This window comes from Desulfosporosinus paludis, from assembly GCF_045689965.1.
Taxonomy (GTDB): domain Bacteria; phylum Bacillota; class Desulfitobacteriia; order Desulfitobacteriales; family Desulfitobacteriaceae; genus Desulfosporosinus; species Desulfosporosinus paludis.
Window position 1 is genome coordinate 1,629,797 of record NZ_CP144211.1, and the last position, 14,956, is coordinate 1,644,752.

Consider the following 14,956-nt stretch of genomic DNA (forward strand, 5'->3'; position numbering starts at 1 on the left):
TATTGTTTCAGAACTTAGGTTCTTACAGATCCGCCTTGAAGGTCAAGATCTTTAGTTTGTTCGCTTTGTTCAAATTCATTAGCATAGTTCAATCCCCATTTACATAGAGAATCTAAAATAGGCAAGAGGCTTTTCCCGGCTTGAGTCAAAGAATATTCGACTTTAGGAGGTATTTGGGTATAAATAAATCTCTTGACTAATCCGCTGTCCTCCAATTCTCTCAGCTGCTGGGTCAGCATTTTAGGCGTAATATTCGGTAATATTTTTCTCATTTCATTATATCTTAAGATCTTATCACCCAAATGCCAGAGTATAAGTGCTTTCCATTTTCCACCTATAAGGGCTAACGTCAATTCCATGGAACATTGATATTCGTTATTTCGAAATTTAATCAAACCACTACACTCCTCAGGGATTATTTTAAGCAACTGAAGTTTTACACCGTTTAAACCTATCCACCTTAAGCTCTGGAATTAAGTATATAATTGGATACTATAACACAAAAAAGTACGTACTTGTTAAGTAGTATTATATTGTATATTATTATATCAATCAATAACTAAAACTATAAAATGGGAGTGTTAGAAATGAAAGTAGTTGCATTTAATGGTAGCCCACGGGTTAATGGCAATACTATTCAAAGCCTCAAAATCGTCTTAGCGGAATTAGAGAAGGAAGGAATTGAGACGGAAATAGTCCAATTGGGAGGGCGTAAAGTCTTTGGCTGCTTGGCCTGTGGGCAATGTAGTAAGACTAAAAATAACCGTTGTGCGCGTAAAGACGATGAAATGAATACTTTCATTCAAAAGATGGAAGAATCAGATGGGATCATTATTGGCTCTCCAACCTACTTCAGCAATGTGAGTACAGAAGTAAAAGCCTTAATCGACCGTTGCGGTTGTGTTTCAAAATCTAACGGCGGTAATTTGCTAAGAGGCAAAGTAGGGGCTTCGGTAGTTTCCGTCCGAAGAGCCGGATCGACTTTCACATATTCTGCCATCAACTTCTTTTTCGGAATTGCAGAAATGATCATTTGTTCTTCAAGTTACTGGAATATGACCTTATCTCGCGATCCGGGAGACGTTCAAAAAGATGCCGAAGGTATCCAAACATTCCAAGTCCTTGGGCAAAATATGGCGAAGCTTCTAAAACAGCTAAAAGGTTAAGAAACATAGTTTTTGATTTAAAACATAGTTTATTGAACTCTGACACTCAATAATAAATCCCCCTTGCCTTTCTGCCAGGTAAAGAAAACTTAGCTGGCGAAAGCGGCAGCTTAGTTGAACTTATGCTTAGAACGTATATAACGCAAGTTTATACTTTCTGATAGTGCAAAGAAGCTCACTATTTTGGTGAGTTTTTTTGTTTTATTTATGTCCAAACTTAATTAAGCTTTTTCTGCGTTTTTTAGGGAATTAGGCCGATAATCTCTTTGCTTGAGAAAGATTCCTTTTGCGAAGATTAACCTGTTAATACAATTGATTGACAAAAACGGTCGAACAGAATTATTATATAATTAAACACCGTTCAATAATTGATCTCGGTTAAATTAAGTTTAGGAGATGGCTAAGTTGAGCAGAGAACGCCAACACCGTAAACAGGATGAAATTCGAAAAACTATTTTGGACGCATCCAGAGATGTTATTTCCAAAGAAGGCCTTTCCGGACTGTCCATACGCAAAATTACCAAGGCGATCGATTATTCTCCAGCAATCATTTATCACTATTTCAAAGACAAAGACGAAATCGTTAAGGCTTTAGTTAAAGAAGGCTATGAAAAGATCATATCTTCCATCGGTTTGGTAGAAAGAAACAACGAGGAGCCAGAAAAAGAAATCCAACAAGCTTTTACTCAATATATCAAAGCAGCCCAAACGTTTCCTGAAGAATATAAGGCTTTCATGCTAAACGACGATGCTTCCGTTTTGGATAAAACAGTCCTGCTCCAGAAAGGTATTTCTCAAACAAGCCAAACTCTGCAATTGCTATGTGACAACATCCAAAGAGGAATAAGTCAGGGGCGTTATGCTCCTTGCGATCCTGAGCTTACCGCCCAAATTTTCTGGACATCAACCTTTGGGCTAATCATTAAACTAATCATTGAGAAAGAACTCCCTCAAGGTCAGATAGATCGCTTAATAAATCGGCATTTTAGTTTATTATTCGATGGAATTATTAGAAAAGAGGAGATCAAAAAATGAATACGTTGATAGCTTACGCAACGAAGTACGGCAGCGTGGAAAAATGCACTAAAACTCTCGCAGAGAAACTTATGGGAAATGTTGAACAATACAACTTAGCCATAGTTAAACCTAAAGATCTTTCGGGCTATGATAATGTGATCATTGGCGGCTCGATTTACGCTGGAAGAATTCAAAAACCTGTCACCGAGTTTTGCCTTAAAAACTTAGAGGTATTGAAACAGAAAAAAATAGGGCTGTTTATTTGCGGTATGCTTAGTGATCAAGCAGAGGCCGAGTTAAATAAGGCTTTTGCTCCTGAATTGTTGACTATAGCTGTTATCAAGGAATTCTTCGGTGGTGAGCTTAAATTTCAAAAGATAAATTTTGTGGAACGATTCATGGTTAAGATGGTATCAAAGATGGATAAAAGCAGACCAGCCATAGATACGACCAGAGATTTTTCAACCATCTCCGAGGAAACTATTCTCAGATTTGCCCAAGTCATCAATGAAACCTTTGTGAACTAATGATATCTGAACTATAAATGAACATCCTGACCTGAATTACCCTCGCCCATAGTCAGATGTGATTAGAAAGGAGAATTTATCTTGAAATACAAAAAGGCCATAAGCATACTTGTGTTTTGCATTGTTCTTTTATCCCTAGTATCTACGGTTTTCGGCATAGTTTCAAATCAAGGGAATGGACAATATGCTTTTCAATCGTTACGCGGTGAAACAGTAACGATCTACGGAAAAGGGCTGTATCATTATGATTCTGTGCCAATGGTCGCCCAAGGGATAGCCCAAGATATTGTTACTCTGTTCTTAGGTATCCCGCTGCTTATTATTTCACTCTTTTGGGCTCGAAAAGGTTTCCTCAAAGGAAGGTTGTTGCTGACCGGCACCTTAGGGTATTTTTTGTACACCTATATCTCTTACACATTCTTGTGGATGTTTAACCCCTTGTTTCTCATCTATGTGTTGCTTATGTCAGCCAGCTTTTTTGCCTTTACCTTATCAATGATATCTTTTGACATTGAGCAGATGAAGGCCTCGTTTCATGAAAAGTTACCGATTAAATTCATCGGTGGGTTTCAAATATTCTTCTCCACAGCTCTAGGCCTTATGTGGCTTGGAAGAATTGTCCCCTCAATTATAAATGGCTCTATTCCTTTGGGCTTGGAACATTATACCACGTTAGTCATACAGGGAATGGATTTGGGTTTCATCGTCCCAATTGCCTTTATCTCAGGTATATTGATCTTAAAAAGAAATAATTTTGGCTATTTGCTTTCATCGGTCATTATAATAAAGGGTTTTACAATGGGGGCAGCACTGACAGCAATGATCATCGCTCAAGCTGTTGCTGGAGTTCCGATGAGTTTTTTAGAAATCATGATGTTTCCCCTGTTCAGTTTGCTGATTGTCTGGTGTTTAGTTTTAATGCTAAAAAACATTAATGAAAATGCCCATTAGTCAATTATTGCTTAAAGGACCTAGCCAAACAAGCCCTCGACCATTCGGCGAGGGCTTGTTGTGCTCAGAACATCAGTTTCAAGATAGGGATCTTCGAAAAGATCTTAACGGCGATAATTAAAGTGTTCTTTGGCTTTAACCATAGCTACAATGATTTCGTTTAACGGGACAGGGACACTTGATTCGTGAGCCAGCTTTACCACGGCACCATTGAGAGATTCGATTTCCGTTCGGCGACCACTTTGAATATCTTGAAGCATCGAGGCATGGTGAGCGGATGTCGGTGGTATTAAATTAGTATAAAGATTCTTTAAATAGCTCTGGGCATCTGGCCAAAAGGTCATTATGCCCCTTGCCGCAAACACATTAAATATTTCTTGAATCAAGGTATTCATTAGATCTCTGGTAACGGGTTCTTCAGCCAATTGTCCATAATTCACTTCAAAGACTGCTCCAAAAGAATTTAAAGCCGAGTTATAAATTATTTTACCCCAAATATATTTCATGATTTCATTTGAAGCCTTTGTGGGGATACCTGCCTTGCGAAATATGCCGGCAAACTCCTCCAGCAGTTCAGAGGCTATAAGGTTTTTAGGAGAGCCTATTACTACGTCGTCAGCTATAACAGTAACTATTGATTCCCCTGGTACAGACATTTCAGCTCCGAAAATGACTCGCCCTAAAACGATTCTCTCTTCTGAAATATATTTCGCGGCAGCTTCAAAATTCCCATAACCGTTTTGCAGAAGGAAAATATGGGTAGTCTCCCCAACGAGTTGGGATATTTTTTCGGCAATTTCTTCAGTGGAAAAGGATTTCACTGTAACAATAATCATGTCAAATTGTTCACGATCCAATTCACACACATCTGTTACCACTCTGTCAAGCTTCGCAGCATGCTCTCCCCAAATACCTGAAACTTTTACTCCACTCGTCCTTATCTTATCTAAAGCAGCAGGCCTTCCTAAGCCCGTCACTTCGTGCCCTGCCAGACTCATAAAACAGGAATAAACGGTTCCTAATGCTCCCAAACCAACCACTAAAACTTTCAATTTTGTTCCCCCTCGAAATACAATTGTCCATGTTGTACTTCTTATAAGTTACCACACTCTCCTTAATAAGGGAATCGATTTGGATGTAAAAGGGGCTGCCCTCTTAAATGAATCTCCTTCACGGACATCATTATCGGGCAGCCCCTTAAAAATTCTGTTCTATCTTCCGATGAAGTCTTGCACAAATACATAACCATACGTCGGACTCGAAGTGATACCTATCCCAATGTAGTTAAACGATGCATTCAGGATGTTCGCTTTGTGCGGCGGATCATTCATCAAAGCTTGATGAGCAGCGTCTACCGATGAATCCCCGGCAATATTCTCCCCTGCTGACGTGTAATTGATACCAAAAGTCTTCATCATATTAAATGGGTCCCCATAGGTTGGGCTTGTGTGGGAGAAATAGTTTTTAGCTACCATCTCATCACTTTTCGTTTGAGCCATTTTTTGAAGCTGAGGATCAATTTTCAGCGTGCCAACGCCGGCTTTAGAGCGTTCTTGATTAATTAAATCAAGCATGTGCTGTTGCCCTGTCGTCAACGTAACTTCAGAAGGAGCTGGCGCAGGCTTTGCGGTCTGTTGAGTTGTTGTGGGATAGTAAGGCTGGGCTAAACCTCCCGAAATTGCTCCAACGGTATCATTAGTCAAATGAACGACCCACCAGCTTCCTAATTTACCCAAACATTCAAGCACTTGACCTTTGTATACTGCTCCGACTTTTAGAAAAGTGGTTGATGGCCCTGATCGAACGTTAACGGCTGAAGCGGTAATTTTAAGCTGTGCCGGAACATTGGTACGGCTAAATTGAGTTTGGGCGAGACTCTGAAAAGGAAAAGATACTAAAATTACTATTGTCACTATTATAATACTCAAAAATAAAATTAACCGTTTCATAGTACCTCCTCTGAATTAAATGGAGTTATATCTTCTGACTAGTACAGGGAAATGAGGCTAGACCTTTTTGCGGTCAAGCCTCATTTATCTTCCCATTCTTAAGCTAGTAATGTTACTTAGCTAGATCTGGTAATGCTTTCTTAACCATGTCAAGCACGGTAGGATCTGTAATTTCCACATTCTTTGTTGTTGGGTTGACTTTGGTAGCAGACTCTGGAATGGCTGTGAAACTGTGGTCAGCAGTTGTGTGACCATGGGGGTCAGACTTATTATCCCACATTATGGTATTTACGTCGTAATTTTTACCCGCATGACAGGTTGCGCAAATGTCATTCGGATTATCCTGCTTCAACAATCTGCCCTTAGTATTAGTACCGTGTACGTTATGGCAAGTCAAACATCCGTTGATCATACCAGTAGTGTTGTGTTTGCTGAAGGTATAGTCACGTGTGCCATAGTGGTTCGTGGTAATAATCGCACCTGCTGTGGCGCCTGTTGTGGTATCTTTCGTCGGATCACTCTGATGGCACTTCAAACAGGTCGTAGAAGTCGGCAATGGCATGGTGGCCTTCCTTTGATCATCTGTGGTAGCTGCAATGTGAGCGCTTCCCGGACCATGACAAGATTCGCAGGTAATTGTTAAGTCCGGTGTACCTGCTTTACCCATACCTGGGCTATGGCAATCAAGGCAAGAGTAATCTCCTGCAGACCAGTTCTGTGTGCCTTTGACCAAGCCAGGGTTATCGATCTTATACGTTCCGTCAGGATTCTTGATTAAATGACCCACCCGATAATACTGCTTGGCAAAACCAGCGTCTTTCGGGATCTGAGCCACAACATAGGTATCCATTTGCACGCCAAGTGCTTTGCTTAAATCGACAGTTGTAGATTTTGCATTATTGGCAGCTCCATCATAGACAGTAACCGTGCCGTAGGTCTTGTCGAGTTTGTAAGCAGACAATGGTTTAAAGGATTGAAAATGCGGTGTTTTGTCGTAGTTTGCTTTCTTATGACACGATTGACAGGTTTGTTCTCCGACATAGGTGAGATTAGTGTTCGCAGTTTGAGTCACGTTTGTCGTCGGGGTCTGTTGAGTTGGTGCGGGAGTCTGTGTATTACAGGCTGCAACCAGAGTGATAATGACTAAAGTCAAGATGCATAATACAAGAATTTTAAGCCGACGCACTGAAAATTACCTCCTTCACTGGTTCCTTAAACATCCCTAGTTTGCCGAAAAATGCTTGTTTTATACCAAACGCGAAAGATGTTTCAGTGCGGATATTATTACATATTTTTGAGAATTTAATGTAACAATAAGAACGGAATTGCGAAAGGAGTCGTCAAAACGTATTAAAAGGGGATGATGAATATGGCACCGAACGAAGGGCAGCCGGCCAAAGCCAGTAAGGCCCAAAGAACTGTGTTTATTGGATTGATTGTAATTGTCGTGCTAATTGCTGCAGCGTATGCCGGGATGCACTACACCTCCCGCCCGCAATTTTGCACCTCTTGCCACGAAATTGCTCCCCAAGTCGCTTCTTGGCAAACAGGACCGCACAAAGATGTGGAGTGTTTAAGTTGTCACGCTGCTCCAGGAAATCTGGGCTACATAGTGCGTAAGCTAAGCAGTTATAAAGAACTGTATCTTCATTTCACTAATCAAGTCCCTGCTACACTTGCATGGACGCCGCATATCGATGCTTGTTTGTATTGTCATAGCGGAAAAGACAGTGCCTATCCTAATGCTAAAAACATTACTCTCGCTCCTGGATCTGCGCCGAATGCCCCACCTATCAGCCACCAGCCTATGATTTCTGGCAACGTAAGCTGCATATCCTGCCATGGTAATGTTGGTCACTCATCTGGATCAAAATAACTAATATCTAAATATCACTAGAGTTGCATTCAAATATTTTGCAAGATAATCAACACATAAACAAAACACGAAAACACGGGGAAGCCTAATTGGCCTTTCCCGTGTTTTTAATAGCTTTGACAAAACCGTTTTAACTTATCTTTGATAATTTTCTTAATCCCTACGCATTCTCCAACCGTAAAACCTTCCATAAAAGATATGAGACACCCCACGCTAATACGAACAGCCCAACAAGCAAATAGCCTATTCCACCGAAGTTAAGGTTTTGTATCCATCCCCAAACTCCTCCATTAAGTCCAAGCTTTGGAGTAATTATCTGGGCCAATTCGATTAAGCCGATAAACAATGCTGCAATAACAGAAAGGCCGGTAACCGATAAATTATAATAAATCTTACGTAGCGGAGTAGAAAATGCCCAATGATAAGCAGTTGTCATGAAAACCCCATCCGCAGTGTCCATTAGGCTCATACCAGCAGCAAATATAATCGGTAATGATAGAATTGCAGTAATAGGCATTCCTTTGGAACCAAGAGTAGCAGAAATTGCTAATAATGCTACTTCTGATGCAGTATCAAAGCTTAAACCGAAGAGAAAGCCCAGTGGATAAACATGCCAACTCTTGTTAATAAACCGATATAGAGGTTTAAAGAAGCGGGATAAGAAGCCCCGGTTTAAAAGTAGTTGATCAAGATTTTCTTCATCGATCTCACCTCGACGCAATTTTAAGAAGAACCCATAGATATCAAACCAAATGTAAAGATTAAATAGCCCGATAAGCAAAAGAAAACTTCCAGCAACCGCAGTTCCGATCAGACCAGCGATAGCTTGTATTTGTGGAATGTTCTGTTGTGCCCAATGCATTGAAAATGCTGTAATAATTGCCATTATGCAGACAACAGTAGAATGGCCAAGCGAGAAGAAAAATCCAACCCCCATCGGATCCTGTTTTTGCTGAATCATTTTACGTACTGTGTTATCGATCGCCGCGATGTGATCAGCATCAAAAGCATGACGTAAGCCTAGTGTGTAAGCAAGAAAAGCAAACCCTAGTAATTGTGGATATTGCTTTAAATTCAAAAACAACATCGTCATGCCCAAAAGGTGTATTCCTGTTACTGCCACTCCAAAACTGAGCCATTTAGGACGACTCTTCATTTTTACATGGATGTTTTTCAAAATTTATCCTCCTTTTATTACCAAGCCTTGAAAGGACATTTGCTGGATTAACTGATCATACCGTACCCGATACCCCATGCTTGGAGGTAGTAAATAAAAACAAAAAAACCCTTCACCAACAGAAGGGTAAAAAGCTTAACCTGTATCAGGTAACAAAAGTAATCCTGAATACACAGGTATACACCCCCTAACATTCCCGTAGGTAGTTCAAATTCGGAATAAGCAGGTCTCCTGGCTCAAGTTCTTCGTTAACTCACGTCTTCCCGGATAAATCCCAGTGACACTTTGTGAGTTACCTCCCTTATACAGTGGCGGGCACCGCGTCAGCTTTAACTGACTTCCCTTTTCAATTCCTTCCCTCGGGAAGGAATCACTCATCCCAGATATTTAATTGTATTTATGGTATCATGAAACAATTAAGTATGTCTAGTACCAACTTGCCAAAACAATCACACTATTTCGGCATACGGGAGTGTCAGTGACACTCGGGAGCTAAGTTAGATCGAAATTCAAGCCCCTAACGCTAGCTCCTCAGAAATGACAGACTGCGCGACTTTTCGCCCTGAATAATTGCCCTATCTGCGCAACTAATAACTAAGTAACTCAACTTTCGCATAGCAAAAGTTACCTCCAACCCTGTATATATCTAAGTTGCGACAAAATATTTCTGTCTATTGACAGAAAATTTAAATGCTGGATTCTCGGCGGATTACCTTCTGATGGATGGCTGGTTTACTCATGCACCACTACTTCAAAACTGATGGATAAGAGACTTCACATCATTGGGATGGTAAAGGAGCTAAAACAACGTTATCGTTTCGAGGGAAACGCATTAAGTTTAAGTGAGTCATATACCAAACTCCCTAAAAACCCCAAAGCAGAAACTCTCGGCTCAGTTCGAGTTCAAACCCTTGCAAGTTTATCTCTTAAGATAAAGCGTATATCAAACCATGTGAAACTTTAGATGAGCTTAAATATGAGATAGACCAATATATGAACTACTATAACAATTTCAGATATCAATGGAATTTAAAGAAGATGACTCCTGTTGAATACAGAAATCATCTTCTAAGCATTGCATAGTCTTGACTGCTAGGTCTTTTTTTGTCATTACCTGAACTTATATAGCAAGACCTCCAGAATATACGTAAAAAATATTTTCCACATGGAATGAGTAGGCTCAAGCTTACTCATTTTCCGTTCGTATGCAATCAGATTAATACCTCTATCAGCTATCCTTCTTCATGAGAAATTCACAACTTTTTCATCAGTTTATCGTATCAGAAAGTTAAACTAACAGCATGACTGAACCACAATCATGAAACAAGGCTGAAAAATGAAAGTTTATGAGGAGGAGTAGCGAATAAAATACAAAAAAATTACTGTGATTTTGGACGTTATGAGAAGGTTGTGGGATAAGGCGCAATACACTGTGTCATATCCCACACATGGAAATTGAAATTACTTGCAATCATTTAAAAGTTGATTCAAAAAGTCGTCGTTCGTTTTGATTGAATGGGCTTAGATACTGATCCAAGCAGACTCTATAACCTAAGACTAAAAATTTACTAATAACAAACCCAACTTGGCATCGTTTTTGCACATTAGAAATTCGACTTTATTTTTAGAGGAGTGTGTTTATGAACGTTTCAAGAAAACCAATGAAGAAAATCCTTTTTTCCCTATCTCTGTTGCTCTTAACTCTCGTGATTGCTTCAAATACCCTGGCTGCATCTGGTGGACTAGAACAGGATGCGGGCCCTTACCATGTAATCATGCAGACTAACCCGGAAACCCTCGTGGCAAATCAACCAGCTACTTTTACGGTTATCGTTACAGATAAGGCTACCGGCAAACCGGTTACCGGAGCTAAAGTAATGATGGACCCAACAACAATGAGCAGTAGCGGAAGCATAAAAGGCTCTGATAGCAACAACAGCATGCCTGGTATGGACATGTCTTCCGGTATGGATAAACAAGGTGGGACGGCCATGCAAGAACAGTCTTCCATGGGTTCAATGGCCATGGACGCTGGTTCGTATATGATGCAAGGTATGTCTTTTAACCAACCTGGGCAATGGAATCAAACGATTACTATTTCTTCCCCTCTCGGTGACAGCACGGTTAATTTTCCCTTAACAGTTGGTAAATCAGGACCGAATTTCGTTCTTATAGGCAGTGTTGCCGGTGTCATTGTAATTGTCGGAATACTCGCCGCAATCTTAAAGAAAAGAAAATGAAAAACTAAGAAAGTAGAGGAAAATTGTAATGTCTTCTAAAAAGCAACCTATAAACTTCCTTAATATTCCTTTGCTTAAACGTTTTCTTAAAAGTCCTTTCTACCCAAGAATTTTCCAGTGGATCACCGTTTTAGTTTTTGGGGTAATTATGGTCGAAACCTTAGCAGGTCCGACAAACGTCGGAGAGAACTTTGGTTCCGCTGCCACTTGGGTTCTTTGGTGGCCCCTCATTCCCTTTTTCTTCTTTCTGCTGGGCCGATTTTGGTGTGGAATCTGTCCTTTCGCCTGGGTTAGTGATTTAACCCAAAAATTATTTGGGGCCAACATGAAGGTTCCAAAGTTTATCCGTAAATATGGTCTTTGGATCATCGATATTACCTTCATCTTAATTACTTGGTCCGATCACATTTGGGGAATTGTAGAATCACCCCGAGGATCTGGAACCCTCTTATTACTCATTTTAGGTGGCGTCATGGTCAGTGCTTTACTCTTCGAACGCCGTACCTGGTGCCGCTACCTATGTTTCCTCGGTAGCTTGTCAGGCAACTATTCTAGGTCCGGTATGCTGGAACTGCGGGCAGATAAAGAGACTTGTAAAACCTGCAAGACAAGGGATTGTTATAAAGGATCTTCTAAAGCACCTGGCTGTCCAATGTTTGAATTTCCAATGGCTATGGAAAACAACGCCAACTGCAATCTCTGTGGAAACTGTATCAAAAGCTGTCCCCATGATTCAATTCGTTTAACACCCCGTAAACCTACCAGCGAATTCTGGTCGATGACTAGAGCACATTTTGAAGAGTCTTTCTTAGCTATTGTCATCGTCGGGATTGTATTTGTCCAAAACATTACAATGTTAGACTTTTACCCCTCTTTCCTTAAGTGGGTAGAACAGACTTTAGGTATCGCTAATCAAGACATCGCCTTTACGATCCTCTTTATTATTGCCATGGCTACCCCTGTTTTGCTACTTTTCGCAGCGACTGCCATTTCTAAACGTTTCACCGGCGAAACGTTACGCAATGCCTTTGCACGTTTTGGCTATGCCGTCATTCCGCTTGACCTCGCTTCCCACATGGCCCACAACTTATTCCATCTTCTGGCAGAAGGAAAGGATACCTACTATACGTTTATGGGGCTGTTCGGGGTGCATCTCGAAGGATCATCTTCCTTCGTTGCTGACCCAATCATCCAGATTATGCAATACTTCTTGGTGATTGCAGGAACTCTTGGTTCCCTCTATACCGCCTACCGTATTGCCAGAAAAAATTACGGTGTAAGTAAAGCCTTATCCGTCTCTATGCCTTATTTAGCGGTCATTTTACTCTTCGGTATCCTGAACTTTCTCACCTTTACTGTGAGAATGGCAATGAGGATGTAATTTAATAACCTCAAGTCTGTTTTCAATTAAATACCACGGAGGATATATAAAGTGAAAAACGGCCAAAAAGGAAAGAACCAAAGATTTATCCAACCTAAGAAAAGCAAAGCAGGGCTTTACAGTATTATTGGAGTTGTAGCCGTTCTGGCTATTATAGGATCCTATTTCCTATTTAATAGTTTCAATAACTCTGCCTCTGCCTCCTCTATCAAAACAGCCGTCGATACCGGACAGAAGGTGAATTATAGTCCTAACGATAGTTTGGAGCAAACGGTTATTGATAGTAAGGTGGAAAATGGAAAGGAAATTGTTGCAACACTGAGTACAGTGAAGGACAAGAAGTTTATCCGCACTGAGTACAATGCTAACGGCAAGACTGTTCCGTTGACAGCTTTCGTCCAGCCAGACGGCAAAGTCATGGTCGCTGTAAGCTATTGTGAGCCTTGCAAAGGAAATTCCTTTCATATTACAGGTAATCAAATAATTTGTAACACTTGCGGAACGACCTGGGATCTGCAAACACTCAAAGGTATAAGCGGCGGTTGCCAAGCCTATCCACCTCAAGCACTGTCCTATTCTTTAAATGGCGATAACCTTGAGATTCAGCAATCCGTACTAGATGCTTGGTCACCCAGAGTTTAGTCCAAAATATACTACTTGTAGATATTTGATCTTTACACTCAAACGCACTCGTTTTAAAACGAGTGCGTTCATTCTAACAAACGTGGAGTCATTTTAAGATAAGATTCTTTTACCGCTTACAAAAAATAGTGTATCGTCCTTATATTTCTTATGATTTAGGAGGAATTGAAATGCCCTTAATCAAGGTCTGCGAGGTCACCAAAAACTATAGAGGTGGGGTCGGTCTTGTTGAGGCTCTAACAAATATGAATTTACAGATCGCCGAAGGTGAATTCTTAGCATTAATGGGCCCTTCCGGTTCTGGGAAAAGTACCTTACTAAGTATTCTCGGGGGATTAAATCCACCCTCCTCCGGTAAACTCATCATAGACGATATCGATGTTTATTCTTTACCCTCTGAACGATTAGCCGATTTTCGTCACGAGTACGTCGGATTCGTTTTCCAACAATATCAACTAATTCCCTATCTTACTGCCTTAGAAAACGTCATGTTACCTTTGGCAATCTCCTCCCGATCCGGTAGAGAGCAACGGGCTATGGCTCAGAGTGTTCTAGAGAAAGTCGGTCTAGGTTCAAAATCTTCACGCCTTCCCAATCAATTATCTGGCGGTGAACAAAATCGGGTGGCTATTGCCCGAGCCATCGTTAATCAACCAACGATTGTTTTTGCCGATGAACCTACCGGAAGTCTGGACTCCAAAACGGCCATCGAACTGTTGGAATTGTTCCAGGCTCTTAACCAGGACGGTTTAACCATCATCATGGTGACTCATAACAAAGAAAACTTAGAATGGGTCTCCCGCGCAGTTTATATTCGTGATGGAATTTTATCTCTGACTCCTTATGAGGTCTAAGGGGGATAATCAATGCGTTTAACAGATATAGCAATTCAAAACTTGCGTCGTCGTAAAATGCGTTCTGCTTTACTAGTGCTCAGTGTCATTATAGGAGTGGCTTCGATTATCTTTCTCTATACGACAACCCAAGCCATGAAAGAAGATGTCGCCAACAAACTTGATCAATTCGGTTCTAATATCCTCATCCTTCCTGATACCGGACAAGCCCTGACCTTTGGTGGCATAACTGTTGAAGCACCAACTCAAGTCAAAGAACTGGACATGTCCCTCATTCCCCTGATGAAAACCATTAAAAACAAGGAAACTTTAGCTACAATAGCTCCCAAACTTTTAGATGATACTACCATTAAGGGGCAATCTATTCTGTTACTGGGCGTCGATTTTCCACAAGAATTACACCTTAAAAAATGGTGGAAGCTAGATGGTCTCGCCAAAAAACAAATCCCTGCTGCCAACGAAGTTATATTGGGAAGTGACGTTGCCCATTCCCTGGGTTTGAGTCCTAATCAAACAATCACGATCAAGGGACAAGATTTTAAAGTGGCAGGAATCATTCAACCAACGGGTTCCGCTGAAAACGACCAGGCTGTGTTTATGGATTTGACAGTACTGCAGAAACTGTCAAATAGACCCAACGCCATCAGCCTCGTAGAAGCTGCCGCTTTTTGCTATTCGTGTCCGATTGACGCGGTGGTCAAACAATTAACGGCCATTTTGCCTGGTACTAAGGTTACTGCTCTGAGGTCCACCCTTGAATCTCGAAATGATACGGTGAGTAAGTTTAATTTATTTGCTCAAAGCGTATCTTTGATTCTCTTCCTAGCCAGTAGCTTAGTCATAACCTTAACCATGAAATCCTCAGTTGAGGAACGGACACAGGAAGTAGGGATTCTGCGGGCGATAGGATTCCGAAAACGTCACATTCTCCAAATCGTTCTTTCTGAGGCCGGTATATTAAGTGTTCTGGGGGGGCTATTAGGTTACCTTCTCGGGATGGGTGCCGCCGTCAATTTCGGATCTGTTTTGATCAAAGCTCAAGTTCAAATCCCCTGGCAAACTAATTTGCTCGTCATATCTCTCTGTGGCTCTCTTTTGATCGGTCTTATTGCCAGCTTTTATCCGGCTTGGAAAGCAGCAAGCCTTGATCCGACTGTGTCTTTGCGTTACATGTGA

15 protein-coding genes, 2 pseudogenes and 1 riboswitch are annotated in these 14,956 nt (G+C 41.0%); of the genes and pseudogenes, 12 read left to right on the top strand and 5 right to left on the bottom strand.

Features of this window, described 5'->3' with window-relative positions; translation table 11 throughout:
• Positions 1–14: 14 nt before the first annotated feature.
• On the bottom strand, positions 15–395 hold the full coding sequence (locus VZF35_RS08305; RefSeq protein WP_407312696.1) for a winged helix-turn-helix transcriptional regulator: 381 nt from the start codon (positions 393–395) through the stop codon (positions 15–17).
• A gap of 192 nt (positions 396–587) precedes the next feature.
• Between VZF35_RS08305 and VZF35_RS08310 the strand changes: the two genes are divergently transcribed.
• The 4 genes from VZF35_RS08310 (at position 588) to VZF35_RS08325 (ending at position 3,661) form a co-directional block, all read left to right on the top strand.
• On the top strand, positions 588–1,166 hold the full coding sequence (locus VZF35_RS08310) for a flavodoxin family protein (RefSeq protein WP_407312698.1): 579 nt from the start codon (positions 588–590) through the stop codon (positions 1,164–1,166).
• Positions 1,167–1,571: 405 nt separating this feature from the next.
• Positions 1,572–2,201: a TetR/AcrR family transcriptional regulator gene (locus VZF35_RS08315; protein WP_407312700.1), complete on the top strand. Its 630-nt coding sequence runs from the start codon at positions 1,572–1,574 to the stop codon at positions 2,199–2,201.
• Positions 2,198–2,710, top strand: coding sequence for a flavodoxin domain-containing protein (locus VZF35_RS08320; protein ID WP_407312702.1), 513 nt, complete (start codon positions 2,198–2,200; stop codon positions 2,708–2,710). The genes VZF35_RS08315 and VZF35_RS08320 overlap by 4 nt, the downstream gene beginning before the upstream one ends.
• 81 nt (positions 2,711–2,791) lie before the next feature.
• Positions 2,792–3,661 (top strand): hypothetical protein, encoded by an 870-nt coding sequence (locus tag VZF35_RS08325; RefSeq protein ID WP_407312704.1) that lies wholly within the window; start codon positions 2,792–2,794, stop codon positions 3,659–3,661.
• A 104-nt stretch (positions 3,662–3,765) separates the two neighbouring features.
• On the opposite strand, the gene VZF35_RS08330 is transcribed toward VZF35_RS08325, so the two are convergent.
• The 3 genes from VZF35_RS08330 to VZF35_RS08340 form a co-directional block, all read right to left on the bottom strand.
• Positions 3,766–4,713 (bottom strand): ketopantoate reductase family protein, encoded by a 948-nt coding sequence (locus VZF35_RS08330; protein ID WP_407312706.1) that lies wholly within the window; start codon positions 4,711–4,713, stop codon positions 3,766–3,768.
• 159 nt (positions 4,714–4,872) lie between these two features.
• Positions 4,873–5,610 (bottom strand): CAP domain-containing protein, encoded by a 738-nt coding sequence (locus VZF35_RS08335; protein ID WP_407312708.1) that lies wholly within the window; start codon positions 5,608–5,610, stop codon positions 4,873–4,875.
• Between the two features lie 112 nt (positions 5,611–5,722).
• Positions 5,723–6,796: a cytochrome c3 family protein gene (locus VZF35_RS08340; RefSeq protein WP_407312710.1), complete on the bottom strand. Its 1,074-nt coding sequence runs from the start codon at positions 6,794–6,796 to the stop codon at positions 5,723–5,725.
• Between the two features lie 183 nt (positions 6,797–6,979).
• Between VZF35_RS08340 and VZF35_RS08345 the strand changes: the two genes are divergently transcribed.
• A complete protein-coding gene (locus VZF35_RS08345) occupies positions 6,980–7,486 on the top strand; it encodes a cytochrome c3 family protein (RefSeq protein WP_407312712.1) in 507 nt (168 codons plus the stop codon).
• Between the two features lie 160 nt (positions 7,487–7,646).
• Here the strand turns inward: VZF35_RS08345 and VZF35_RS08350 are convergent, their stop codons facing one another.
• Positions 7,647–8,654 (bottom strand): HoxN/HupN/NixA family nickel/cobalt transporter, encoded by a 1,008-nt coding sequence (locus VZF35_RS08350; RefSeq protein ID WP_407314539.1) that lies wholly within the window; start codon positions 8,652–8,654, stop codon positions 7,647–7,649.
• A 212-nt stretch (positions 8,655–8,866) separates the two neighbouring features.
• Positions 8,867–9,056: riboswitch (cobalamin riboswitch) on the bottom strand.
• Positions 9,057–9,334: 278 nt separating this feature from the next.
• On the opposite strand from VZF35_RS08350, the pseudogene VZF35_RS08355 reads away from it, so the two are divergent.
• The 7 genes and pseudogenes from VZF35_RS08355 to VZF35_RS08385 all read left to right on the top strand — a co-directional run.
• Positions 9,335–9,612 (top strand): annotated as a pseudogene (locus tag VZF35_RS08355) (IS4 family transposase); the annotation flags it as partial.
• Positions 9,594–9,746, top strand: a pseudogene (locus VZF35_RS08360) (IS3 family transposase); the annotation flags it as partial. The pseudogenes VZF35_RS08355 and VZF35_RS08360, both read left to right, overlap by 19 nt.
• Before the next feature lie 557 nt (positions 9,747–10,303).
• Positions 10,304–10,903 carry a hypothetical protein gene (locus tag VZF35_RS08365; protein WP_407312714.1) on the top strand — a complete coding sequence of 200 codons (600 nt, stop codon included), beginning with the start codon at positions 10,304–10,306 and terminating at the stop codon, positions 10,901–10,903.
• Between the two features lie 28 nt (positions 10,904–10,931).
• Positions 10,932–12,284, top strand: a complete 1,353-nt coding sequence (locus VZF35_RS08370; protein WP_407312715.1) for a 4Fe-4S binding protein — start codon at positions 10,932–10,934, stop codon at positions 12,282–12,284.
• Positions 12,285–12,335: 51 nt separating this feature from the next.
• Positions 12,336–12,926 carry a DUF2318 domain-containing protein gene (locus VZF35_RS08375; RefSeq protein WP_407312717.1) on the top strand — a complete coding sequence of 197 codons (591 nt, stop codon included), beginning with the start codon at positions 12,336–12,338 and terminating at the stop codon, positions 12,924–12,926.
• A gap of 170 nt (positions 12,927–13,096) precedes the next feature.
• Positions 13,097–13,780 (top strand): ABC transporter ATP-binding protein, encoded by a 684-nt coding sequence (locus tag VZF35_RS08380; RefSeq protein ID WP_407312719.1) that lies wholly within the window; start codon positions 13,097–13,099, stop codon positions 13,778–13,780.
• Between the two features lie 12 nt (positions 13,781–13,792).
• Positions 13,793–14,956, top strand: coding sequence for an ABC transporter permease (locus VZF35_RS08385; protein WP_407312721.1), 1,164 nt, complete (start codon positions 13,793–13,795; stop codon positions 14,954–14,956).

What these genes read in the sequence shown, in the direction of transcription:
- VZF35_RS08310 (WP_407312698.1), top strand. Translation starts at nt 588, where the DNA reads ATGAAAGTAGTTGCATTTAATGGTAGCCCACGGGTTAATGGCAATACT.
- VZF35_RS08320 (WP_407312702.1), top strand. Translation starts at nt 2,198, where the DNA reads ATGAATACGTTGATAGCTTACGCAACGAAGTACGGCAGCGTGGAAAAA.
- VZF35_RS08335 (WP_407312708.1), bottom strand. Translation starts at nt 5,610, where the DNA reads ATGAAACGGTTAATTTTATTTTTGAGTATTATAATAGTGACAATAGTA.
- VZF35_RS08345 (WP_407312712.1), top strand. Translation starts at nt 6,980, where the DNA reads ATGGCACCGAACGAAGGGCAGCCGGCCAAAGCCAGTAAGGCCCAAAGA.
- VZF35_RS08365 (WP_407312714.1), top strand. Translation starts at nt 10,304, where the DNA reads ATGAACGTTTCAAGAAAACCAATGAAGAAAATCCTTTTTTCCCTATCT.
- VZF35_RS08370 (WP_407312715.1), top strand. Translation starts at nt 10,932, where the DNA reads ATGTCTTCTAAAAAGCAACCTATAAACTTCCTTAATATTCCTTTGCTT.
- VZF35_RS08380 (WP_407312719.1), top strand. Translation starts at nt 13,097, where the DNA reads ATGCCCTTAATCAAGGTCTGCGAGGTCACCAAAAACTATAGAGGTGGG.
- VZF35_RS08385 (WP_407312721.1), top strand. Translation starts at nt 13,793, where the DNA reads ATGCGTTTAACAGATATAGCAATTCAAAACTTGCGTCGTCGTAAAATG.